This is a genomic window from Pseudomonas hormoni, from assembly GCF_018502625.1.
Lineage (GTDB): Bacteria > Pseudomonadota > Gammaproteobacteria > Pseudomonadales > Pseudomonadaceae > Aquipseudomonas > Aquipseudomonas hormoni.
On sequence record NZ_CP075566.1, the window covers coordinates 1338367 to 1359955 of the forward strand.

Below are 21589 nucleotides of genomic sequence, written 5' to 3' on the forward strand. Positions count from 1 at the left end.
GGAGAATGCGGCAGTAGAGCGGTCAAGAATTATTCGCTTTTGCCTTCAGCCTGCAAACGCTCTGTATTCACACTGTGGGACAGGCTGTACACATAAGCGGCCAGCAGTTGCACCTTATCGTTGCCGAGCAGTTCGTTCTGCGCCGGCATATGGCCCTGGCGGCCATGGCGAATCGTTTGTTGCAGTTGCGCCAGGCTTGTACCGTAGATAAACCCGGCCGGTTGCGTCAGATTCGGCGCGCCCATGGCTTCAGTGCCCTGGCCGTTTGCCCCATGACAGGCTACGCAAGTAGTGCTGAACGCTTGCTGTCCGGCCTGCAGGTCGGCGGTGTTGTCCGCCGGCAATGGCAAGCCCGCCAGTTCATGACGTACATACGCCGCAACGTTTTTCACACCGGCGTCACCGAGGATTTCACCCCAGGCCGGCATCGCTGCCATGCGCCCGCCCATGATCGTGGTCTTGATCATCTCGGCGTCGCCGCCCCAGCGCCAGTTGCTGTCGGCCAGGTTCGGGAAGCCGAAAGCGCCCTTGGCATCCGAGCCGTGGCACACCGAGCAGTTCGACGCGAACAGGCGGCCGCCCATTTTCAGCGCTTGCGGGTCCTTGGCCACTTCTTCCAATGGCATGGCGGCGAATTTGGCGAAGATCGGTCCGAACTTCGCGTCGGCCTTGTTCATCTCCCTTTCCCATTCGTGCACGCCGGTCCAGCCGTCCTCGTATCCCGGCAGGATGCCTTTCCAGTTGCCCAGGCCCGGATAGAGAATCAGGTAACCCACGGCAAACACCAGCGTGCCGGCGAACAGCATGAACCACCACTGCGGCAGCGGGTTGTCGTACTCCTCAATGCCGTCGAAGCTGTGGCCCATGGTCTGGTCGACGCTGCCCTTGGTTTCGCCCTTGCGGGTGCCGATCAGCAGCCAGGTCAGGCCGATCAGGCTGCCGATGGTCAGTACGCAGATCCACGTACTCCAGAAGGTGGTCATGACCGGGTACTCCTTGTTTCAGGTTCTTGGGTGGCGTCGTCGGCCAGGGGTTCATCGGCGAACGGCAGCAAGCGCGCTTCGGCGAATTCCGGATTGCGCTTGCTGTTGAACACCCACAGCGTCAGGCCGACGAAGGCCACGAACACCACGACCGTGCCCAGGCCGCGGATCATTCCACTGCTCATTTCGCTCGCTATAAAAGACATGGGCATGGCTCACCTCTTGCTCTTGATGGCAGTGCCGAGCACTTGCAGGTAGGCGACCAAGGCGTCCATTTCGGTCTTGCCCTTGAGCGATTCGACGCTGCCGGTGATGTCGTCATCGGTGTACGGCACGCCGAGGGTGCGCATGGCCTTGATCTTGGTTTCGGTGTGGCTGCTGTCGAGTTGATTGGCCACCAGCCACGGGTAGGCAGGCATCTTCGATTCCGGCACCACGTTGCGCGGGTTGTACAAGTGCGCGCGGTGCCAGTCTTCGGAGTAGCGACCGCCCACTCGCGCCAGATCCGGTCCGGTACGCTTGGAGCCCCAGAGGAACGGGTGATCCCAGACGCTCTCACCAGCCACCGAGTAGTGACCGTAGCGTTCGGTCTCGGCGCGGAACGGCCGGATCATCTGCGAGTGGCAGCCGACGCAGCCTTCGCGGATGTAGATGTCGCGACCTTCCAGTTGCAGCGCGGTGTAGGGCTTCATGCCTTCCACCGGTTTGTTGGTCACGTCCTGGAAGAACAGCGGGACGATCTGGGTCAGGCCACCGATGCTCACGGCCAGGACCATCAGCAGCAACAGCAGGCCGACGTTTTTCTCGATTGTTTCGTGTTTCATGGCGGACTCCTCAGGCGATCTGCGCGGCAGCGGCGACTTCGGCAGGCTGCGAGGCCCGCACGGTGCGCCAGGTGTTGTAAGCCATCAGGAACATGCCGCTGAGGAAGATCGCACCGCCCACCAGTCGCACGACGAAGCCTGGGTGGCTGGCCACCAGGGTTTCGACGAAGGAGTAGGTCAGCGTGCCGTCTTCGTTGACTGCGCGCCACATCAGGCCCTGTGCGATGCCGTTGACCCACATCGACGCGATGTACAACACGGTGCCGATGGTCGCGAGCCAGAAGTGCGCGTTGATCAGGCCGATGCTGTGCATCTGCGCTCGACCAAAGACTTTCGGGATCATGTGGTACAGCGCGCCGATGGAAATCATCGCCACCCAGCCGAGTGCGCCGGCGTGTACGTGGCCGATGGTCCAGTCGGTGTAGTGGGAGAGGGCGTTGACGGTCTTGATCGCCATCATCGGCCCTTCGAAGGTCGACATGCCGTAGAAGGCCAGCGACACCACGAGGAAGCGCAGGATCGGGTCGCTGCGCAACTTATGCCAGGCGCCCGAGAGCGTCATCATCCCGTTGATCATCCCGCCCCAGCTTGGCGCCAGCAGGATCAGCGACATCACCATGCCCAGCGACTGCGCCCAGTCCGGCAGTGCGGTGTAGTGCAAGTGGTGCGGACCGGCCCAGATGTACAGGGTGATCAGCGCCCAGAAGTGCACGATGGACAAGCGATAGGAATACACCGGACGCTCGGCCTGTTTCGGCACGAAGTAATACATCATCCCGAGGAAACCGGCGGTGAGGAAAAAGCCTACGGCGTTGTGTCCATACCACCACTGCACCATGGCATCGGTCGCACCGGCGTACACCGAGTAGGACTTGGTGAAACTCACCGGCAGCTCAAGGTTGTTGACGATGTGCAGAATCGCCACGGTGATGATGAACGCACCGAAGAACCAGTTGCCGACATAGATGTGCTTGGTCTTGCGTTGCATGATCGTGCCGAAGAACACCACGGCGTAGGCAACCCAGACGATGGTGATCAGGATATCGATCGGCCATTCCAGTTCGGCATATTCCTTGGAGCTGGTGTAACCCAGCGGCAGGCTGATGGCCGCGAGCAGAATCACCAGTTGCCAGCCCCAGAAGCAGAACGCGGCGATTTTCGGCGCAAACAGCTGTGTTTGGCAGGTGCGTTGCACCGAATAGAACGAACTGGCGAACAGGGCGCAACCGCCGAAGGCAAAGATCACCGCGTTGGTGTGCAGTGGGCGCAACCGCCCGAAACTGGTCCACGGCAAATCGAAGTTGAGTTCAGGCCAGACCAATTGAGCCGCGAGAAAAACCCCGAGCCCCATGCCGACGATGCCCCACACCACCGTCATAATGGCGAATTGGCGGACCACCTTGTAGTTGTAGGCGGTACTGATAGAAGTGTTCATGGTTCCCCATCCACGGTTCAGCCGAAGTGAGCGCGAGCAACGCGTCCTTCGCCTGGAGTTATAGGCAGACTAAAAGCGAGGCAAGCATGGACAAAGAGCACAAGGCCAGTATTGACGGGGATCAATGGGCGCAGTGTGTGCGGGATCATGGATGGTTGTGGAATGCCGCCTCAGGACCAGCATCGGCGACACTGATTCTCGCCCATGGCGCCGGTGCGCCGATGGACAGCGCCTGGATGAGCGACATGGCTGCGCGCCTTGCTGCGCTGGGCGTCAACGTGTTGCGCTTCGAGTTTCCGTACATGGCGCAACGGCGTGTCGATGGCGGTAAACGTCCACCGAATCCGGCGCCGAAACTGCTGGAATGCTGGCGTGAGGTGTATGCGGTGGTGCGACGCCATGTCACTGGGCGTTTGGCCATTGGCGGCAAGTCCATGGGTGGGCGGATGGCGAGCTTGCTGGCGGATGAATTGGGGGCGGATGCGTTGGTGTGCCTCGGGTATCCGTTTTATGCGGTGGGTAAACCGGAGAAGCCGCGGGTGGAGCATTTGGCTGCTCTCAAAACGCCGACGTTGATTGTTCAGGGTGAGCGGGATGCGCTAGGCAATCGCGAGGCGGTTGAGAGTTATGCGTTGTCGCCGAGTATCGAGGTGTTTTGGCTAACGGCGGGGGATCACGATTTGAAGCCGTTGAAGGCTTCGGGGTTTACCCATGAGCAGCATATGGATGCGGCAGCAAGAAAAACGGTTAGCTATATGAGATTTTAGTTGAATGAAATTTAAATTTTGAACGGGTGCTACGTGACGAGCGGTATTTGATATCTCCTATAAAAATCAGCTTGTAAGCTCGGATTTTTTGTAGAGAGGTTTATATGCTCGGCACTGTTTTAGCTAGTGGTTGTTCGACTGCGCAGCCTGGACTTGACGGCAATCGCGGAGCAAGGAGTGGCGGGTTTTTTGAAGTTCAATGGCAGCTAGGAGCTACGGCTAACTCTGAGAATGTTCTTGGGCAAGTATCAGTGGAGGCTTCAAGACCTGTATGTAATGACGATAAATCCCTTTTGTCTGAGGCTGTTAAATCGGTTGGAACCTCAGGTGAGCTAACTGCTAAAGGAGGTGCAACTACTCCTTATGATCGGAAGGATCTTATAGCGTAGCGCACTAACGATCCAGATTTTTTTTCCGAGGTTGAAGCGCGGAATCAAGAGTTGACAAAGCTTTATGAAAGTTTAGATGCAGCAGAGGGCATGGAAAGAATAGGGATTGAAGAAAAGATAAGTGAGTTGTTTGGTCAGGCTCTGCGGGTGTTTGCGAAAGAAGACGGGATTTCAATAGCTAGACAAAATCTCTCCGTGGCATTGGCTGAACAGGATGGAAGTCTGGAAAGAGGAGAAAATAAAAAACATGCAAGTGCCGAGTTGTGGAGGGAAGCTGTTGGTTTGATACGGTATGTTCGAGGCGGAGACTCTGAAAATACAGCCTCTTTATATCGTCCTTCTGAACGCTTGGAGAGTAATACAGGTGTGTTGGAGTTACGACCGCCGGGCGTTGCGCCGAGTCATCTAAAGGGCTTTTTTGCTCAGGATGTCCACCCCAGTATCACTGTATGGTTAGATAGCTATAATCGTTCTTCTGCCGATCCGGCTTATAATCATATGAGTGAAGATCAGCGTCGAAATCTTGAGCGAAATATTATTGGCGCCCGAGAAATACAGTTTTTGACAGGCGCGGATTTGGCTGCATCTAGTGTTAGCATCAGAGGCGGTGTTTTCTACGATTCGAACAATAATCCGGCTAGCACTGAAATGTATTATACGAATGAGGCGGGGCCGGGATGGGCAACCATTGTACAGTCTACAGAAGGTCAGATATTCATATTTGAGCATCGAAGGAGTGAGCTTCATCACACAACTATTTCAGGTGGCAAGCCCGTGCGTTATGCTGGCGAAATTAAGTTAGTAGAAGGGCAAGTTGTAGGGTTGACCAGTAAAACGGGGCACTATAAAACCGGGCTTGGCTTGATTGATAAATTTTCGGCATATCTTGAAACTCAGAATGTTGCTCATCCAATCATCAGGAATTATGAGCATTCGAGCACGATCGAATCCAATGCGATTAATAGTTCCCTCAGGGCTGGAATTGTTCAGTCTGCAATGCCTCGCATTGAGAAGGCGTTCGAAAAAGACGTGCTCAGTCAAATAAAGGGAGTCATAGACGTAAATAGCGTTCTGCCATTCCATGTGCCTCAGAAACTATATGAGGAGTGGCAGGCTTCAGGCAAACCGGCACTTGCGTGGTTGAACGAATATGCGAGGGATCCCGCGCTTGATGCGGATCATGCGTTTATACGAAAAGGAGTCATTACGAACTCTGTAAGGTATTTTTTGACTCCCAATGAGATGCAGCGAGCAGAGGTTTATCTGGATGCTAAGGGGCAGTTACTCTATCGAAAAAATAACCTGCCCGTAGAAAGTGCTTTCAGAAACGAAAGGACCTTCAATGATTTCGCTGTGCTGATCAAGATGGCCGATAAATTATATGTTGTCCCCCGTGCCCCTTTTGTTATCGATAGTCTTTCGGTTACCAAGGGGCACTCTCCAGATTTTGCAGGGATTATTAGAGTCAAAGAGGGCCATATTGATGGGGTTCTGGCCGGTGATCCTTACTATCCAGTAGAAGATGGAGGCGCAGCATTTATCAGGATGCTATGTCTGCAAGCTCCCGAGACCATCATGATTCCACAGGATCCGAGATCGACTGGGTTTATTATGCCGCAGAATGTAGATGCTGAGCCTAAATTGGTGGTTCATGCGAAGAAAGAGGTCGGCTTACCCAAATATTTTCGCAGTCCTACCGATTTAACTTCATTAAAAAATACTTCTGTAAACATTGAAGGTTTGGCTGAGTTGCGCGCATCTGCAAGCGGCCAGTTTTCTCAGCAAGGGTTGGCCGCTATACAAGCAGCTGTCGACAATCCTGAAGATTTAACTGTTATTGATTTACGCCGGGAGTCCCATTGTTTCGTAGATGGGCATGCCGTTACTTGGTATGTAAAAAATGGCTGGGGCAATATTGGTTTGACGGTGGAAGAACTAACCATTAAAGAGCGCGAGTCTATAACGGGGTTGTCAGAGGGTGGGCAGATTATGTTGTACGAACCAAAGTCTGCCAAGAACGGTTTGCCTCCGTCTCTGCAGATAGGAGAGTTACAGGCAGCCCCTCAATCGGAAGAGGAGTGGTTGCGTGCGCAAAATATATCTTATATGCGGCTTCCAGTGGTCGATCATCTTCCTCCTGATCTGCAAGCCATGGCTCAGTTTGATGAACTAATAAAGGCGCAATCTACAGAGAACTGGATGCATATTCATTGTGCTGGAGGAGGAGGGCGTTCAGGCTTTATGATGGCCATGTACGATATGTTTAAAAACGCAGATCGTGTTCCGTTTTTCGATATTGTCAACCGTCAGTGTTTGTTAGGTGGGCATGATCTGAGGTTGGCGCCAGTCGCGAACGAGACTAATAAAGAATTCAAGGCACAGAGAATGGGGTGTTTGGCTACCTATTATGAGTTCTGCAAGGAACAAATCAGCAAGGGTGGAGAGAGGGAGTCATTCTCGAGCTATGTCAAGAAAAGGTGGGGTGAGTAAGTTAGTGATGTCGAATTGTAGTAATCACTAACCCCATTTATACATGGCAGAGCTCAAAGCTCTGTCATGTATATAGGGGATTCTCAGCGGTTAAACCGCTCCACCAACGAATACTGAGTATTCGCAGTCTTCGTCAGCTCTTCACTCAACAACGCCGAGTGCTGCGCCTGTTCCGACGTCTGGTCAGCCAGTTGCGAGATGTTGCTGATGTTGCGGCTGATTTCTTCAGCCACCGAGCTTTGCTCTTCGGTCGCGGCCGCAATCTGGGTGGTCATGTCGGTTATGTGCGCCACCGCTTCGCTGATCCCGACCAGCGCCTGGTCCGCTTCCAGTACCCGCGCCACACCTTCTTCCGCCTGGCGATGCCCGGCTTCCATGGTTTGCACCGCGGTGCTGGCGGTCTGTTGCAGCTTGGCGATCAGGGCGTGAATCTGCCCGGTGGATTCGCTGGTGCGTTGCGCCAGTTGACGGACTTCGTCTGCCACCACCGCAAAACCACGACCCATCTCACCGGCACGTGCCGCTTCGATCGCGGCATTCAACGCCAGCAGGTTGGTCTGGTCGGCGATGCCTTTGATCACGTCGACCACGCCGCCGATTTCGTCGCTGTCCTTGGCCAGTTGCGTGACGGTCTGCCCGGTTTCACCGACCACCACCGACAGGCGCTGAATGGCTTCGCGGGTTTCCCCGGCGATGTCGCGACCGCGCCCGGTCAGGCGGTTGGCTTCCTGAGTCGCGTCCGCCGTGCGCTGCACGTGGCTGGCCACTTCCTGCGTGGTGGCGGCCATCTGGTTGACGGCGGTTGCCACTTGTTCGGTTTCGACGCGCTGACGTTCCAGGCCGGTGGAGCTGCTGTGAGCCAGGGTGTCGGACTGTTTCGCCTGATCGCTCAAATGCTCGGCGGTGTCCTGCAGACGGGTCAGGCAGGTTTTCAGGCGGGCTTCCTGACTGAGGATCGACATCTCCAGACGCGCCTGAGCGCCACGGCTGTCGGTGTACATCTGCGCGATCAACGGGTCGGACGTGGTTTGCTCGGCCAAGCGCAGCAAGCGCTTGAGACCGCGCTGTTGCCAGCTCAACCCCAGCAGGCCCAACGGCACCGAAAGGCCCGCGGCCAGGGCAAAGCCCCACTGAGAGTTGAGCGTGGCACCGATCATGAAGCTCAGCTGGCTGACCAGAATGAACGGCAGCCAGTCCTGAAGCACCGGCAGCCATTTATCGGAGGAAGGAATCGCTGACTTGCCCTGGTTGATGCGTTGGTAGAGCGCTTCGGCACGCTGGATCTGTTCGGCGGTGGGCTTGACCCGCACCGACTCGTAACCGACGACCTGATTGCCTTCGAAAACCGGTGTGACGTAGGCGTTGACCCAGTAGTGGTCACCGGTCTTGCAGCGATTCTTGACAATGCCCATCCATGGCAAGCCTTGTTTCAGTGTGCCCCACATGTGCGCGAACACCGCGGCCGGTACGTCGGGGTGACGGACCAGGTTGTGCGGTGCACGGATCAATTCCTCACGGGAATACCCACTGATTTCGACGAACGCGTCGTTGCAGTAAGTGATCACGCCCTTGGCATCGGTGGTAGAAATCAACCGTTGCTGAGCCGGGAAGGTCCGTTCGCGTTGTGTAATGGGCTGGTTGTTACGCATGGCTTTTTCAATCCGCAAGGCTTTGAGAGGTTGTCGGCGCTGTCAGGAATTTATTGAAATTATTTTTCAATAATCAGCGATGTGTCGCAAAACGACCGTTGCGTCAGCCGGCCAGCATCGGATAGGTGAACAGGCCGAAATGCAGCAGGTTCAAGCCGAAATGCGTGGCGATGGCTGCCCCCAGCCCGCCGAAACGGTAGGCCAGACCATAGCCGACACCTGCCAGGCTCGCCAGCAACACCCATTGCCAGCCGGCACTCAGATGCACCAGGCCAAACAACAGCGAGGCGAGCAGTAGCGCGAGGTTTTCGCCATAAGGCAAATGTTTGAAGTACCGGCTCAGACCGCCCTGGATGTAGCCGCGAAACAGCGCTTCCTCCACCAGCGTTACCAGCAGCAGATTGTTCAGCACCCACAGCCACGCGTGATCCGGCCACTTCGGTGCCCAACCGATCACGCCCAACAACAACGCGCCGCCCAGCGCCAGCACGGTGCTCAGTGTCAGCCCCATCGCGGTAGCAAAAACGGAAAGCCGCAGCGAACGCCGGCCGACAATCCACGGACAGACCAGCAACAGCCAGAAGCCAATCAGCGGTTTGTCCAGATTCAGGTACATGGAAAACGGCACGGCATCGTCGGTGAAGCGTTGGGGATTGATGCCGAGGCCGTTGTAGAAACCGGGGAGCCAGTGCATGGCCAGTGCGAGGGCCATGAAAATGAACAGCGCGTGGCCGAGGTAGCGGCCGATGCGCAGGTGCTGTTGGCGTGCGGCGAAACCGGCGGTCAATAGCAATGCGACGGAAATTCCGGCGAGCCAGCCGAGGTGGCCATAGGTCAGGGCCAGGCCGTAGCCGAAGGAGAGGAGGGCCAGATGAATCCATGGCAGGGCGAGCATATTGAGTCCTTTAGGGCTGAAGAGCTTTTGTGGCGAGGGAGCTTGCTCCCGTCGGCCGATCCGCGCCCGGGCGAAGCAGTCGTAGAACCAGCCGATGCGGTCTGCCTGAAACAATGTGGCCACCGGATTTGGGGCCGCTTCGCAGCCCAGCGGGAGCAAGCTCCCTCGCCACAAGGTTGTGCAATGTTTGAGGGGCGCGATTATAAGCAGGGCCCAAACAAAAACACCGCCCGAAGGCGGTGTCTTTTATCAGCAGGCAGTCACGACGCAATCAACTGCCGCAACACGTAATGCAAAATCCCTCCCGACTTGAAGTACTCCACTTCATTAAGTGTATCGATCCGGCACAACACCTCGACTTTCTCGCGGCTGCCGTCCTCGCGGGTGATGATGAGCGTCAGGTTCATCCGCGGCGTCAACTCCACGCCCGTCAAACCCAGAATATCCAGCGTTTCCTTGCCCGTGAGATTCAGGCTCTTGCGGTTCTGATCCAGTTTGAACTGCAGTGGCAACACGCCCATGCCCACCAGATTGGAACGGTGAATCCGCTCGAAGCTTTCGGCGATGACCGCTTTCACACCCAACAGATTGGTGCCCTTGGCGGCCCAGTCGCGGCTCGAGCCGGTGCCATATTCCTGCCCGGCGATCACCACCAGCGGCGTGCCCGAGGCTTGGTAACGCATGGCCGCATCGTAGATCGCCATTCGTTCCCCGGTGGGAATGTAAATCGTATTGCCGCCTTCCTCGCCACCGAGCATTTCGTTGCGTATGCGGATGTTGGCGAAGGTGCCGCGCATCATCACTTGATGGTTGCCGCGACGGGAACCGTAGGAGTTGAAGTCCCGAGGTTCCACGCCTTTCTCGCGCAGGTAGTTGCCCGCCGGGCTGTCGGACTTGATGTTGCCGGCCGGGGAGATGTGGTCGGTGGTCACCGAGTCGCCGAGCAGCGCGAGGACCCGGGCGCCTGCGACGTCCTTGACCACGGGCGGCGGGCCGCCGATGTCGTCGAAAAACGGCGGATGCTGGATGTAAGTCGAATCGTCCTGCCAGACATACGTCGCCGCTTGCGGCACTTCAATCGCCTGCCATTGCGCATCGCCGGCAAACACTTCGGCGTATTCCTTGTGGAACATCGCGGTGTTGACCTGATTCACCGCGTCAGCGATTTCTTTGGTGCTTGGCCAGATGTCCCGCAGATACACCAGGTTGCCATCCTTGTCGGTGCCCAAAGGCTCACTGCTGATGTCGATGCGTACCGTGCCGGCCAGCGCGTAAGCAACGACCAGGGGTGGGGAGGCCAGCCAGTTGGTTTTCACCAGCGGATGTACGCGACCTTCGAAGTTGCGATTGCCCGAGAGCACAGAGGCGACGGTCAGGTCGGCGGCCTGAATGGCTTTTTCGATCGGCTCCGGCAAGGGCCCGGAGTTGCCGATGCAGGTGGTGCAGCCGTAACCGACCAATGCAAAACCCAGTTCATCAAGGTATTGGGTCAGGCCGGCGGCCTTGTAGTAGTCGGTGACCACTTTCGAGCCTGGGGCCAGCGAGCTCTTGACCCACGGTTTGCGCTTGAGGCCTTTCTCCACGGCTTTCTTCGCCACCAGCCCTGCGGCCATCATCACGCTCGGGTTGGAGGTGTTGGTGCACGAGGTGATTGCGGCGATCACCACCGCGCCGTTTTTCAATCGATAAGTCTGGCCGTCGTATTCGTAGTCTGCTTCACCGGCCAGATCGGCATTGCCCACCGCAACGCCACCGCCGCCTTCACTTTCGAGACGACCGACTTCCTTGCTGGTGGGTTTGAATTGCAGTTCGATGAAGTCACTGAACGCTTGCGCGACATTCGGCAGCGACACCCGATCCTGGGGGCGTTTCGGCCCGGCAAGGCTTGCTTCGACGCTGCCCATGTCCAGCGCCAGGCTGTCGGTGAACACCGGTTCCTGAGCCGGCAGACGCCACAGCCCCTGGGCCTTGCTGTAAGCCTCGACCAGTTTCACGGTTTCAAGCGGCCGACCGGACAGGCGCAGGTATTCCAGCGTCACTTCATCCACCGGGAAGAACCCGCAAGTCGCGCCATATTCCGGGGCCATGTTGGCGATGGTCGCTCGGTCGGCCAGCGGCAGGTCGGCGAGACCGTCGCCATAGAACTCGACGAACTTGCCGACCACGCCTTTCTTGCGCAGCATCTGCGTGACGGTCAGCACCAGGTCGGTGGCGGTGATGCCTTCTTTTAACTTTCCGGTGAGTTTGAAGCCGATCACCTCTGGAATCAGCATCGACACCGGTTGGCCAAGCATGGCTGCTTCCGCTTCGATCCCGCCGACGCCCCAGCCGAGCACGCCGAGGCCGTTGATCATGGTGGTGTGGGAATCGGTGCCGACCAGGGTGTCGGGGAACGCGTAGGTGCGACCGTCCTCATCCTTGGTCCAGACAGTGCGGCCGAGGTATTCGAGGTTGACCTGGTGGCAAATCCCGGTGCCCGGCGGCACGACGCTGAAGTTGTCGAAGGCGCTCTGGCCCCAGCGCAGAAAGGCATAACGCTCGCCGTTGCGCTGCATTTCGATGTCGACGTTCTGTCCGAAGGCGCTTGCGCTGCCGAACTTGTCGACCATCACCGAGTGATCGATCACCAGATCCACCGGCGACAGCGGGTTGATGCGCTGCGGATCGCCGCCGGCCTTGGCCATGGCGGCGCGCATGGCTGCCAGGTCGACCACGGCGGGCACTCCGGTAAAGTCTTGCATCAATACCCGGGCGGGACGGTACTGGATTTCGCGATCGGAGCGACGTTCCTTGAGCCAGGCGGCAATCGCTCTGAGGTCGGCGCCGGTGACGGTTTTTTCGTCTTCCCAGCGCAGCAGGTTTTCCAGCAACACTTTCAACGACATCGGGAGCTTGTCGAGATCACCGAGGCTTTTGGCGGCGTCGGGCAGACTGAAATAATGGTAGGTCTTGTCGTCGACTTGCAGGGTTTTAAGGGTTTTCAGGCTATCGAGGGACGGCATTGAAATGACTCCTTTGGGTCCGCACGGCTACGGACTGACGGGACAGACAGAGCCTTTAACCTAGCCCTGTTCATTCGCTAAAGCTAATAACTGGACTCTATGGCCAAGTCCGAGGTTCCGAACTCGGCTATCATGCGCCGGTTTTCGTGACAGGCTTTGCTTCAACGCAAGTCTGGGCATCGCGCAGTGGCTGAATTCTTCGCCAACTGCCCAGGAGTAAGAATGAACACCCTCTTTATGCATTGCCGGCCGGGCTTCGAAGGCGAAGTCTGTTCCGAGATTTCCGAACACGCCGCACGGCTGAACGTGGCCGGTTATGCCAAGGCCAAAACCGCCAGCGCCTGCGCCGAATTCATCTGCACCGAAGAAGACGGTGCCGAGCGCCTGATGCGCGGCCAGCGTTTTACCGATCTGATCTTTCCGCGCCAGTGGGCGCGGGGGATTTTCATCGACCTGCCGGAAACCGACCGCATCAGCGTGATCCTCGCGCACATGGCGGACTTCCCGCTGTGCGGCAGCCTGTGGCTGGAAATGGTCGACACCAACGATGGCAAGGAACTGTCGAACTTCTGCAAGAAGTTCGAAGTGCACCTGCGCAAGGCGCTGATGGCGGCGGGCAAGCTGGTAGAAGACGCGAACAAGCCGCGCCTGTTGCTGACGTTCAAAAGCGGTCGCGAAGTGTTCATGGGCCTGGCCGAGTCGAACAACTCGGCGATGTGGCCGATGGGCATTCCACGCCTGAAGTTTCCCCGCGAGGCACCGAGCCGCTCGACCCTGAAGCTGGAAGAGGCGTGGCACCACTTCATCCCGCGCGACCAGTGGGACGAGCGCCTGCACAGTGACATGACCGGCGTCGACCTCGGCGCAGCGCCGGGTGGCTGGACCTGGCAACTGGTCAATCGCGGCATGCTGGTCACCGCCATCGACAACGGACCGATGGCGGAAAGCCTGATGGACACCGGTCTGGTGCAACATTTGATGGCCGACGGCTTCACCTATAAGCCCCGACAGCCAGTGGACTGGATGGTTTGTGACATCGTCGAGAAACCGGCACGCAACGCCGCGATGCTGGAAGAGTGGATCGGCGAGGGCCATTGCCGCGAAGCGGTGGTCAACCTCAAACTGCCGATGAAACAGCGTTACGCTGAAGTGAAACGCTTGCTGGAGCGGATTGCCGACGGTTTCAAGGAGCGCGGGATCCGGGTCGAGATTGGCTGCAAGCAGCTGTATCACGACCGGGAAGAAGTGACGTGCCACTTGCGTCGGCTCGACGTGAAGAAACCCAAGTCCCGCTGATACGCGAATTATGTATAGGGCCTGTGTGGCGAGGGAGCTTGCTCCCGCTGGGTCGCGAAGCGGCCCCAATTCTGGCTATGCGGTCTATCAGTAGATTTCGGCGTCTGATTTTAGGGCTGCTGCGCAGCCCAGCGGGAGCAAGCTCCCTCGCCACATACCCGGCAATACGCGACAATGCCGGCCAGTTTCAGGAGTGAATCATGAGTGAAATGCTTGATACGCCGGTAGACGGCACCCTCGACGCCACCGGCCTCAACTGCCCGGAACCGGTGATGATGCTGCACCAGCACATTCGTGACCTGGCGCCCGGCGGCCTGCTCAAGGTGATTGCCACCGATCCGTCGACCCGTCGCGACATTCCCAAGTTCTGCGTGTTCCTTGACCACGAACTGGTCGCGCAGCACGAAGAGGCAGGCACCTACCTGTACTGGATCCGCAAGAAGTCCGATTGACCCACAAAAAACTACTGTGGGAGCCAGCCTGCTGGCGATGGCTGATTCAAACTCAACATCATTGTTGACTGAATCACCGCAATCGCCAGCAGGCTGGCTCCCACAGGGTCAACTCAGCCCGTTGCGAATCCGCTTGCGCGCACTACGCGTCAGGCGGATCGACAGCATCAGCGCGGCGCAGCTCAGGCCGACGATCAAACCCTGCCACAGCCCACTCGGGCCGCTCGGTGCGCCGAACCAGTCGGTCAGGCCCAGCGCGTAACCCACCGGCAAACCAATGCCCCAATAGGCGAAGAGCGTCAGGATCATCGTCACCCGCGTGTCCTGATAGCCGCGCAACGCGCCCGCCGCCGTGACCTGGATCGCATCGGAAAACTGGAACAGCGCCGAATACACGATCAGCATCGCAGCCACGCGAATCACCGTCGGATCAGCCGTGTAAATCGTGGCGATGTGCTCGCGCAGCAACAGCATCATGCTCGCCGAAATACACGCATAAGCCAGCGCCGTGCCCATGCCGACACCGGCGGCGAAGCGCGCTTCACGGGGTTCCTGACGGCCGAGCGCCTGGCCGACGCGCACCGTCACGGCCATGCCGAGGGAGTAGGGGATCATGAACACCAGCGAACTGAAATTCAGCGCGATCTGATGCCCGGCCACCACGGTGGCGCCGAGGCTGCCGATCAACAGGGCGATCACGGCAAAGATGCTCGACTCGGCGAACACCGCGATGCCGATCGGCAGGCCAATGCCCAGCAGGCGTTTGATCACCGACCATTGCGGCCAGTCGAAACGGCTGAACAACTGGCTCGACTGATACGCCGGCGCCCAGCGTTCCCAGCCGGCCATGCCCAGCGCCATCACCCACATCACAATCGCGGTGGCCCAGCCGCAACCGACACCGCCCATGGCCGGCACACCGAAGTGGCCATAAATGAAGACGTAGTTCAGCGGAATGTTCAGCGCCAGACCGCACAGCCCCAGCACCATGGCCGGGCGTGTGCGCCCCAGGCCATCACTGAAACAGCGCAGCACATGGTAGAGCGCGACGGCGGGCAAACCGCTGGCGATCCCGTGCAGGTATTGCATGCACGGGCCGATCAGCTCGGGGTCGACTTTCATGATGTGCAAAATCGGCTCGGCGCTGAACAGCATGCCGGTCGCCATCAATCCCACCACCAACGCCAGCCACAGCGCCTGACGGACAATCGGGCCGATCTCACTGTGCGTGCCGGCACCAAAGCGCTGGGCGACTTTTGGCGTGGTGGCCAGCAGGGTGCCGGTCATCAGCAGAAACACCGGGACCCAGATCGAGTTACCCAGTGCCACCGCCGCCAGATCCCGCGGACCGACGCGTCCGGCCATCACCGCATCGACGAAGCCCATCGCGGTGGTGGCAAGCTGCGCAATCATGATCGGCAGCGCCAGGTCGAGCAGGTTTTTCAGCTCCAGGCGAACCCGGGCCGGGCGGTTGAGGGAAATGGCAGCGGGGCGGTCAGTTACGGAATTCAAGGGCGAAACGTCCAGAGATTTTGAGGCGCGAGGCGGGGCATTCTACGCGTTGACGCAGCGGTCAGGAAAAGTCCTGTGTTAGCGTTTTGTAATCATCTTTCGGACATGCGACACCCCCTGTGGCGAGGGAGCTTGCTCCCGCTGATTCGCGAAGCGGCCCCCGGCAATTTGTCAGGCGCATCGCATTGGCAGAATTTACGACTGCTCCGCAGTCGAGCGGGAGCAAGCTCTCGCCACAGTGGTAGTGGTGATCATTAATGCCCGCTGGCCCATCACATCCTTCTCCGCCTACACTGCCGATCCGCCAAAGGAGCCTGCCCATGCTGATTGTTGCCGACGAAAATATTCCGCTGCTCGATGCCTTCTTCGAAGGTTTCGGCGAAATCCGCCGGTTGCCGGGACGTTCCATCGACCGCGCGGCCGTCGAGCAGGCCGATGTGTTGCTGGTGCGCTCGGTGACCAACGTCAATCGTTCGCTGCTCGAAGGCAGCAAGGTGCGATTTGTCGGCACCTGCACCATCGGCACCGATCACCTGGACCTCGATTACTTCCAGCAGGCCGGCATTACCTGGTCCAGCGCTCCCGGCTGCAATGCCCGTGGCGTGGTCGATTATGTGCTGGGCAGTTTGCTGACCCTCGCCGAAATTGAAGGCGCCGACCTCACCCGGCGCACTTACGGCGTGGTGGGGGCGGGTGAAGTGGGCGGTCGACTGGTCAAGGTTCTGCAAGGGCTGGGCTGGAACGTGCTGGTCTGCGACCCGCCACGGCAAGCCGCCGAAGGAGGGGATTTCGTCAGCCTCGAGCAGATCGTTGAGCAGTGCGACGTCATCAGTCTGCACACACCGCTGAAGAAACACGGCGCCGGCACGACCTGGCATCTGTTCGACAAAAAACGTTTGAACCAGCTCAAACCCGGCGCTTGGCTGATCAACGCCAGCCGCGGCCCGGTGGTGGACAACGCCGCCCTGTGCGAGGTGCTACTGCAACGCGAAGACCTGCAAGCGGTGCTGGACGTCTGGGAAGGCGAGCCCGAAGTCGACGTGGCACTGGCCGAACTCTGCGTGTTGGCGACCCCGCACATTGCCGGTTACAGCCTCGATGGCAGACAACGCGGGACGGAGCAAATCCATCAGGCGTATTGCAATTTTCTCGGGCAACCGGCGCGGGTCAGCCTGAGTGATTTGCTGCCGGCGCCCTGGTTGTCGCAAGTGACCTTGCACGCTGACAGCGATCCGGCCTGGGCGTTGGCGATGTTGTGCCGGGGCGTGTACGACCCGCGCCGGGACGACGCGGATTTTCGTCGCAGCCTTGTAGGCAGTGTCAGCGAACAGCGTGCGGCGTTTGATGTGCTGCGTAAGAACTATCCATCGCGGCGGGAAATTGATGGGTTGCAGGTGCGGATCGAGGGGAATTCGCCTGAGTTGCGGAAGATCGTGGCGGCGTTGGGGGCGTCGGCTGTCTGAAGACCGCGTTGGCTGCTTTCGCGGGCAAGCCTCGCTCCTACGGGGTTTGCGCCATTTTCGACATCGCGCTGATCTGTAGGAGCGAGGCTTGCCCGCGAATGGCCGCACCACAATTCTGGATCAGCACCCACAAAAAACCCGGCCATCAGGGCCGGGTCAAGAAGACGGTGGCTATATCAATCTTGTTTGGCAGGCTTGACCAATCGCTTCTCCAGTTCGCGGCAGGCGTCCTGGATCATGTCTTCAGTGATCGGTACTTCCTGGCCTTTTTCGTCAATGATTGAGCAACCCAAAGATTGATCTGGCTGTGTGCGGATCACTGGAATCTTGTCATCGCTGCTGTGTTGCAAGGACATGGCCTGTCTCCTCATCAGGTTGTGTGCTTACTGTAGAACCGCCAGGTGACCGGGCTGTGACAACTCCCTGCGATCTTCTCGGAGCGGCAATACCAGTCCACCAGAAATACCGCAACGTTGCCACCCGGACTTTAGACCAATAGCGACTAGGTGCTGGACTTTGCGGTCATAATTAACCTGACTCATTGTGATTTACAGAGTTCCCCCCCATTGAGCGGTATAGCCGGCCCCTTAACTTGTGAACTGGAAACCCCCGATGCTCTCTGCCCGTCACCGCCGCGCGATTCGCCTGGCCAGTCGTTTCCTAGTGCCCTATCGCTGGCAGGCCTTGGGTGCGTTGCTCGCACTGATTGTCACGGCGGGCATCACCTTGTCCATGGGGCAGGGAATTCGGCTGTTGGTGGATCAGGGCTTCATGACCCAGTCACCGCATTTGCTCAACCAGACCATTGGCCTGTTCATGCTATTGGTGGTTGGGCTGGCGCTCGGCACCTTTGCGCGTTTTTACCTGGTGTCGTGGATCGGCGAGCGGGTGGTCGCCGACATCCGCCGTCAGGTGTTCAACCACCTGGTTTACCTGCATCCGGGGTTTTACGAAGACAACCGCAGTTCCGAGATCCAGTCGCGGCTGACCGCCGACACCACGTTGCTGCAATCGGTGATCGGTTCTTCGCTGTCGCTGTTTCTGCGCAATCTGCTGATGGTGATCGGCGGGATTGTGTTGCTGTTTATCACCAACCCGAAACTCACCAGCATCGTCGTTGTGGCTTTGCCGCTGGTGATTGCGCCGATCCTGATTTTCGGCCGACGGGTCCGCAGCCTGTCACGCCTGAGCCAGGACCGGATTGCCGATATCGGCAGCTACGTGTCGGAAACCCTCGGCCAGATCAAAACCGTGCAGGCCTACAACCATCAGGTCCAGGACGAACAGCGTTTTGCCGTGACCGTCGAGGAGGCGTTCAATACCGCCCGTAAACGGATTTTCCAGCGTGCCTGGCTGATTACCCTGGTGATCGTGCTGGTGCTGGGCGCGGTCGGCGTGATGCTGTGGGTCGGCGGCATGGATGTGATGGCCGGGCGGATTTCCGCAGGTGAACTGGCGGCGTTTGTGTTCTACAGCCTGATCGTCGGCAGCGCGTTCGGCACGCTGAGCGAAGTGATCGGCGAGTTGCAGCGCGCCGCCGGGGCCGCCGAGCGAATTGCCGAGTTGCTGCGCTCCGAAAACATCATTCAGCCACCGACGACGGGGCTGGTGACATTGCCGGAGCGGGTGACGGGGAATCTGGTGCTGCAAGACGTGCGTTTTTCCTACCCGTCGCGTCCTGAAAGCTATGCCATCGATGGCTTGAATCTGACCATCAAGGCCGGCGAAACCCTGGCACTGGTCGGACCTTCCGGGGCGGGCAAGTCGACGGTGTATGACTTGTTGCTGCGTTTTTACGACCCGGCCGAAGGCCGCATTCTGCTCGACGGTGTGCCGCTGACTCAGCTCGATCCATTGGACTTGCGCCGCTGCTTCGCCCTGGTGTCCCAATCCCCGGCGCTGTTCTTCGGCAGCATCGAAGAGAACATCCGCTACGGCAACCCGACGGCGACGCTGGAACAGGTTCAGGAAGCGGCGAAAATCGCATACGCCCACGACTTTATCGAGGCGATGCCCCACGGTTATCAGACTCATCTGGGGGACGCAGGCCTCGGTTTGTCCGGCGGCCAGCGCCAACGCCTGGCCATCGCCCGCGCGCTGCTGGTGGACGCACCCATCCTGCTGCTCGACGAAGCCACCAGCGCCCTCGATGCCCAAAGCGAACACCTGATCCAGCAAGCCCTGCCCAGCCTGATGAAAAACCGCACCACCCTGGTCATCGCCCACCGCCTGGCCACAGTGAAAAACGCCGACCGGATTGCAGTGATGGATCAGGGAAAACTGGTGGCGGTGGGAACGCATCAAGAGTTGATTGCGAGCAATGCGCTATACGCGCGGCTGGCGGCGTTGCAGTTCAATGATGGGCGTGATGTTTCGGCAGACCCCGTAACCGACCCGGTACCGTTCAAGTAACCGACCCAGTAGATCACCATAAAAAAATGCCCGCATTTCTCAATGCGGGCATTTTTGTCAGTGCCTCAATTTACACTCATTGATCATCAAAATACCGCTCATGCCAGTCCACCAACGGCTGTGGCGAGTTGAGCTTCTGGCCGTAGATCACCGAGTACGACAATACGTTCTGCACGTACTGGCGGGTTTCGTCGAACGGGATGCTTTCCACCCAGACGTCGAAGCTCAGATGATCCGCGCCGCGCAGCCACTGACGCACGCGACCCGGTCCGGCGTTATAGGCGGCCGACGCGAGGACTCGGTTGCCATTGAACTGACTGTGGACCTGGCTCAGGTAAGCGGCACCGAGCTGGATGTTTTTGTCCGGATCGAACACCTGCTGCGGCGAGGCCAGTGGAATGCTGAACTTGCGCGCGGTTTCCTTGGCGGTGCCGGGCATCAGTTGCATCAGGCCGCTGGCGCCGACGCCAGAGCGGGCGTCGTCCATGAAGGCGCTTTCCTGACGGGTGATGGCGAACACCCAGCTCGAGTGCAGGCCACGGACCTTGGCTTCGCGGACCAGGGTTTCGCGGTGGGCCATCGGGAAGCGGATGTCGAGATCGTCCCAGTACTGTGCCTGGCTGATCGTGCGGATCGCCGGGAAGTACCATTTCAGGTCGTAGGCGAGTTTCGCCTGAGCAACCATTTCATCGCGGTTGAAGTGGCGGCTGACGTGATACCACTCGCGACGACCATCAACGATCTGCCCGCGTGCGTGGAATTCCAGGGCGCGACGTACGCCCGGCGTATTGCGCACCTTGTTGATCAAAGCCTGGCTAAGCACCAGCGGTTTGTTGTTGAGCGAATAGGGCAGCTGCGAGCGGTCGGCGGCGAGGAAGCCGTAGAAATCACGCTCACGGGCGAGGCCTTTGTAAAGCGTCTGTGCTTCCGGGTTCTGTGGCTGCGCCAGTTCCAGGCTGCGGGCCTGCCAGTAGCGCCAGCGGTTGGTGGTCGCCAGGTCCTGCGGCAGGCGGCGGGTCAGCTGATAGGCATCGTCCCAGCGGGCCAGGCGCAACAGCAGGCGCAAGCGCCACTCCGACACAGTGTTGTCGCGCAGTTCCGGGTCGTACTTGGTCATCACGTCGAGCGCCCGGCTATCAAAGCGGCGAGCGAGGGTAAGGCCGATTTCCCGGGCGATCGCGACTTTTTCGTCACGGGAGAAGTGCATGCTGCTGGCATAACCGTCGAGCAACTCCATCGCCTTGTCCGGGTCTTGCTTGGCCAGGCGGCGCAAACCGAGGCTGACGATGTCAGACATCGGCTCATCGGCCGGGGTGAAGCGCGACGGCTGATTGAGCAGTTCAGGTTTCTGCGCCACATCCACCAGCAAGCGACCGCGCGGGGCGAGGGTGGTCAGGCCGTTGACCAGGCTGTTGGCCAGCGGATAGTTGCGCGACTGGGCGGCGAGCTTCGCGCGCTCCCAGCGTTTCTGTTCGGTCAGTTGGCCTTCCGCCGCCCAGGCGCCAAACAAGCCGTCGCACGCGGCGGGCAGGGATTTACCGGTCAGCCAGAGTTTGTTCGCGTTGGCGTAGCCTTCGGATTTCTGGTTGTGCCCGATCTGGTACTGCGCGTTCAGGCAGTCCAGTTCGGTGAAATTCAGCTTGGGGTCGTAGTACTTGACGAAGGTCGCCCAGTCGCCACGCTCGGCCAGCCAGCGCAACCAGCGCAATTTCATCCAGTTGGCTTGCGGCAGGTCACCGTGCTCGGCGAGAAATTTTTCGATCTCGGCGTTGCTCGCGGTTTTCAGGCGCGCGGTCAGTTCGTCGTAGGCCAGGTACGGCTCCAGCGGGTAGTCGCTGAGTGCCTGGCTGTAACGAAAATAAGGACCGGTATCGCCCTTGGCCAAGGCGCGCTTGGCTTCATCGTAATATTGTCGCTGGGTGGACAAGTCCACCGCCTGGGCGGTTTGAACGGCAGTGGCAGAAAGAAGAAAACAGGATAAAAGACTGAAAAGGCGACTGCGCATGAGACGTCCGGGCAG

General features: G+C 58.9%; 16 protein-coding genes. 6 read left to right on the forward strand and 10 right to left on the reverse strand.

Annotated elements, in window-relative coordinates:
- Positions 1 to 29 precede the first annotated feature (29 nt).
- From ccoP to ccoN, 4 genes are read right to left on the reverse strand one after another with little or no spacing between them, the layout of a single operon-like run.
- On the reverse strand, positions 30 to 983 hold the full coding sequence (ccoP, locus tag KJF94_RS06180; RefSeq protein WP_214381946.1) for a cytochrome-c oxidase, cbb3-type subunit III: 954 nt from the start codon (positions 981 to 983) through the stop codon (positions 30 to 32).
- A complete protein-coding gene (locus tag KJF94_RS06185) occupies positions 980 to 1180 on the reverse strand; it encodes a cbb3-type cytochrome oxidase subunit 3 (RefSeq protein WP_284681150.1) in 201 nt (66 codons plus the stop codon). Before KJF94_RS06185 ends, ccoP begins: the two co-directional genes overlap by 4 nt.
- Positions 1181 to 1198: 18 nt before the next feature.
- A complete protein-coding gene (ccoO, locus tag KJF94_RS06190; protein ID WP_214381950.1) occupies positions 1199 to 1807 on the reverse strand; it encodes a cytochrome-c oxidase, cbb3-type subunit II in 609 nt (202 codons plus the stop codon).
- A gap of 10 nt (positions 1808 to 1817) precedes the next feature.
- Positions 1818 to 3242 (reverse strand): cytochrome-c oxidase, cbb3-type subunit I, encoded by a 1425-nt coding sequence (gene ccoN, locus KJF94_RS06195; RefSeq protein ID WP_214381952.1) that lies wholly within the window; start codon positions 3240 to 3242, stop codon positions 1818 to 1820.
- Between the two features lie 86 nt (positions 3243 to 3328).
- Here ccoN and KJF94_RS06200 point away from each other — a divergent pair, with 86 nt between their 5' ends.
- Both KJF94_RS06200 and KJF94_RS06205 read left to right on the forward strand, forming a co-directional pair.
- A complete protein-coding gene (locus KJF94_RS06200) occupies positions 3329 to 4009 on the forward strand; it encodes an alpha/beta family hydrolase (RefSeq protein WP_214381954.1) in 681 nt (226 codons plus the stop codon).
- A 440-nt stretch (positions 4010 to 4449) separates the two neighbouring features.
- The gene (locus KJF94_RS06205) at positions 4450 to 6888 is read left to right on the forward strand and encodes a phosphatase domain-containing protein (RefSeq protein ID WP_214381956.1); all 2439 of its coding nucleotides are present in this window, start codon (positions 4450 to 4452) and stop codon (positions 6886 to 6888) included.
- Positions 6889 to 6971: 83 nt separating this feature from the next.
- Here the strand turns inward: KJF94_RS06205 and KJF94_RS06210 are convergent, their stop codons facing one another.
- The 3 genes from KJF94_RS06210 to acnA all read right to left on the reverse strand — a co-directional run bounded on the left by KJF94_RS06210 (position 6972) and on the right by acnA (position 12434).
- A complete protein-coding gene (locus KJF94_RS06210) occupies positions 6972 to 8537 on the reverse strand; it encodes a methyl-accepting chemotaxis protein (RefSeq protein ID WP_214381958.1) in 1566 nt (521 codons plus the stop codon).
- 103 nt (positions 8538 to 8640) lie between these two features.
- Entirely contained in the window at positions 8641 to 9432 is a 792-nt protein-coding gene (locus KJF94_RS06215) for a CPBP family intramembrane glutamic endopeptidase (RefSeq protein WP_214381960.1), read from the reverse strand.
- Between the two features lie 260 nt (positions 9433 to 9692).
- Entirely contained in the window at positions 9693 to 12434 is a 2742-nt protein-coding gene (acnA, locus tag KJF94_RS06220) for an aconitate hydratase AcnA (RefSeq protein ID WP_214381962.1), read from the reverse strand.
- A 222-nt stretch (positions 12435 to 12656) separates the two neighbouring features.
- On the opposite strand from acnA, the gene rlmM reads away from it, so the two are divergent.
- Both rlmM and tusA read left to right on the forward strand, forming a co-directional pair.
- The gene (gene rlmM, locus KJF94_RS06225) at positions 12657 to 13730 is read left to right on the forward strand and encodes a 23S rRNA (cytidine(2498)-2'-O)-methyltransferase RlmM (protein ID WP_214381964.1); all 1074 of its coding nucleotides are present in this window, start codon (positions 12657 to 12659) and stop codon (positions 13728 to 13730) included.
- Between the two features lie 200 nt (positions 13731 to 13930).
- Positions 13931 to 14182 carry a sulfurtransferase TusA gene (gene tusA, locus KJF94_RS06230; protein ID WP_214381966.1) on the forward strand — a complete coding sequence of 84 codons (252 nt, stop codon included), beginning with the start codon at positions 13931 to 13933 and terminating at the stop codon, positions 14180 to 14182.
- A 108-nt stretch (positions 14183 to 14290) separates the two neighbouring features.
- Here tusA and KJF94_RS06235 read toward each other — a convergent pair whose 3' ends face one another.
- On the reverse strand, positions 14291 to 15694 hold the full coding sequence (locus KJF94_RS06235; RefSeq protein ID WP_214381968.1) for an MATE family efflux transporter: 1404 nt from the start codon (positions 15692 to 15694) through the stop codon (positions 14291 to 14293).
- A 320-nt stretch (positions 15695 to 16014) separates the two neighbouring features.
- On the opposite strand from KJF94_RS06235, the gene pdxB reads away from it, so the two are divergent.
- A complete protein-coding gene (pdxB, locus tag KJF94_RS06240) occupies positions 16015 to 17157 on the forward strand; it encodes a 4-phosphoerythronate dehydrogenase PdxB (protein ID WP_214381970.1) in 1143 nt (380 codons plus the stop codon).
- A gap of 176 nt (positions 17158 to 17333) precedes the next feature.
- Here pdxB and KJF94_RS06245 read toward each other — a convergent pair whose 3' ends face one another.
- Positions 17334 to 17513 carry a PA1571 family protein gene (locus KJF94_RS06245; RefSeq protein ID WP_214381972.1) on the reverse strand — a complete coding sequence of 60 codons (180 nt, stop codon included), beginning with the start codon at positions 17511 to 17513 and terminating at the stop codon, positions 17334 to 17336.
- Positions 17514 to 17769: 256 nt separating this feature from the next.
- Between KJF94_RS06245 and KJF94_RS06250 the strand changes: the two genes are divergently transcribed.
- On the forward strand, positions 17770 to 19569 hold the full coding sequence (locus tag KJF94_RS06250; protein ID WP_214381974.1) for an ABC transporter transmembrane domain-containing protein: 1800 nt from the start codon (positions 17770 to 17772) through the stop codon (positions 19567 to 19569).
- A gap of 76 nt (positions 19570 to 19645) precedes the next feature.
- Here KJF94_RS06250 and KJF94_RS06255 read toward each other — a convergent pair whose 3' ends face one another.
- Complete coding sequence (locus KJF94_RS06255) at positions 19646 to 21574, reverse strand: transglycosylase SLT domain-containing protein (protein WP_214381976.1); 1929 nt, start codon at positions 21572 to 21574, stop codon at positions 19646 to 19648.
- Between the last annotated feature and the right edge of the window lie 15 nt (positions 21575 to 21589).

Coding starts and splice junctions, on each gene's coding strand:
- KJF94_RS06215 (WP_214381960.1), bottom strand. CDS start 9,432: ATGCTCGCCCTGCCATGGATTCATCTGGCCCTCCTCTCCTTCGGCTAC.
- KJF94_RS06245 (WP_214381972.1), bottom strand. CDS start 17,513: ATGTCCTTGCAACACAGCAGCGATGACAAGATTCCAGTGATCCGCACA.
- acnA (WP_214381962.1), bottom strand. CDS start 12,434: ATGCCGTCCCTCGATAGCCTGAAAACCCTTAAAACCCTGCAAGTCGAC.
- ccoN (WP_214381952.1), bottom strand. CDS start 3,242: ATGAACACTTCTATCAGTACCGCCTACAACTACAAGGTGGTCCGCCAA.
- KJF94_RS06255 (WP_214381976.1), bottom strand. CDS start 21,574: ATGCGCAGTCGCCTTTTCAGTCTTTTATCCTGTTTTCTTCTTTCTGCC.
- pdxB (WP_214381970.1), top strand. CDS start 16,015: ATGCTGATTGTTGCCGACGAAAATATTCCGCTGCTCGATGCCTTCTTC.
- KJF94_RS06200 (WP_214381954.1), top strand. CDS start 3,329: ATGGACAAAGAGCACAAGGCCAGTATTGACGGGGATCAATGGGCGCAG.
- KJF94_RS06210 (WP_214381958.1), bottom strand. CDS start 8,537: ATGCGTAACAACCAGCCCATTACACAACGCGAACGGACCTTCCCGGCT.
- KJF94_RS06250 (WP_214381974.1), top strand. CDS start 17,770: ATGCTCTCTGCCCGTCACCGCCGCGCGATTCGCCTGGCCAGTCGTTTC.
- ccoP (WP_214381946.1), bottom strand. CDS start 983: ATGACCACCTTCTGGAGTACGTGGATCTGCGTACTGACCATCGGCAGC.
- rlmM (WP_214381964.1), top strand. CDS start 12,657: ATGAACACCCTCTTTATGCATTGCCGGCCGGGCTTCGAAGGCGAAGTC.
- ccoO (WP_214381950.1), bottom strand. CDS start 1,807: ATGAAACACGAAACAATCGAGAAAAACGTCGGCCTGCTGTTGCTGCTG.
- tusA (WP_214381966.1), top strand. CDS start 13,931: ATGAGTGAAATGCTTGATACGCCGGTAGACGGCACCCTCGACGCCACC.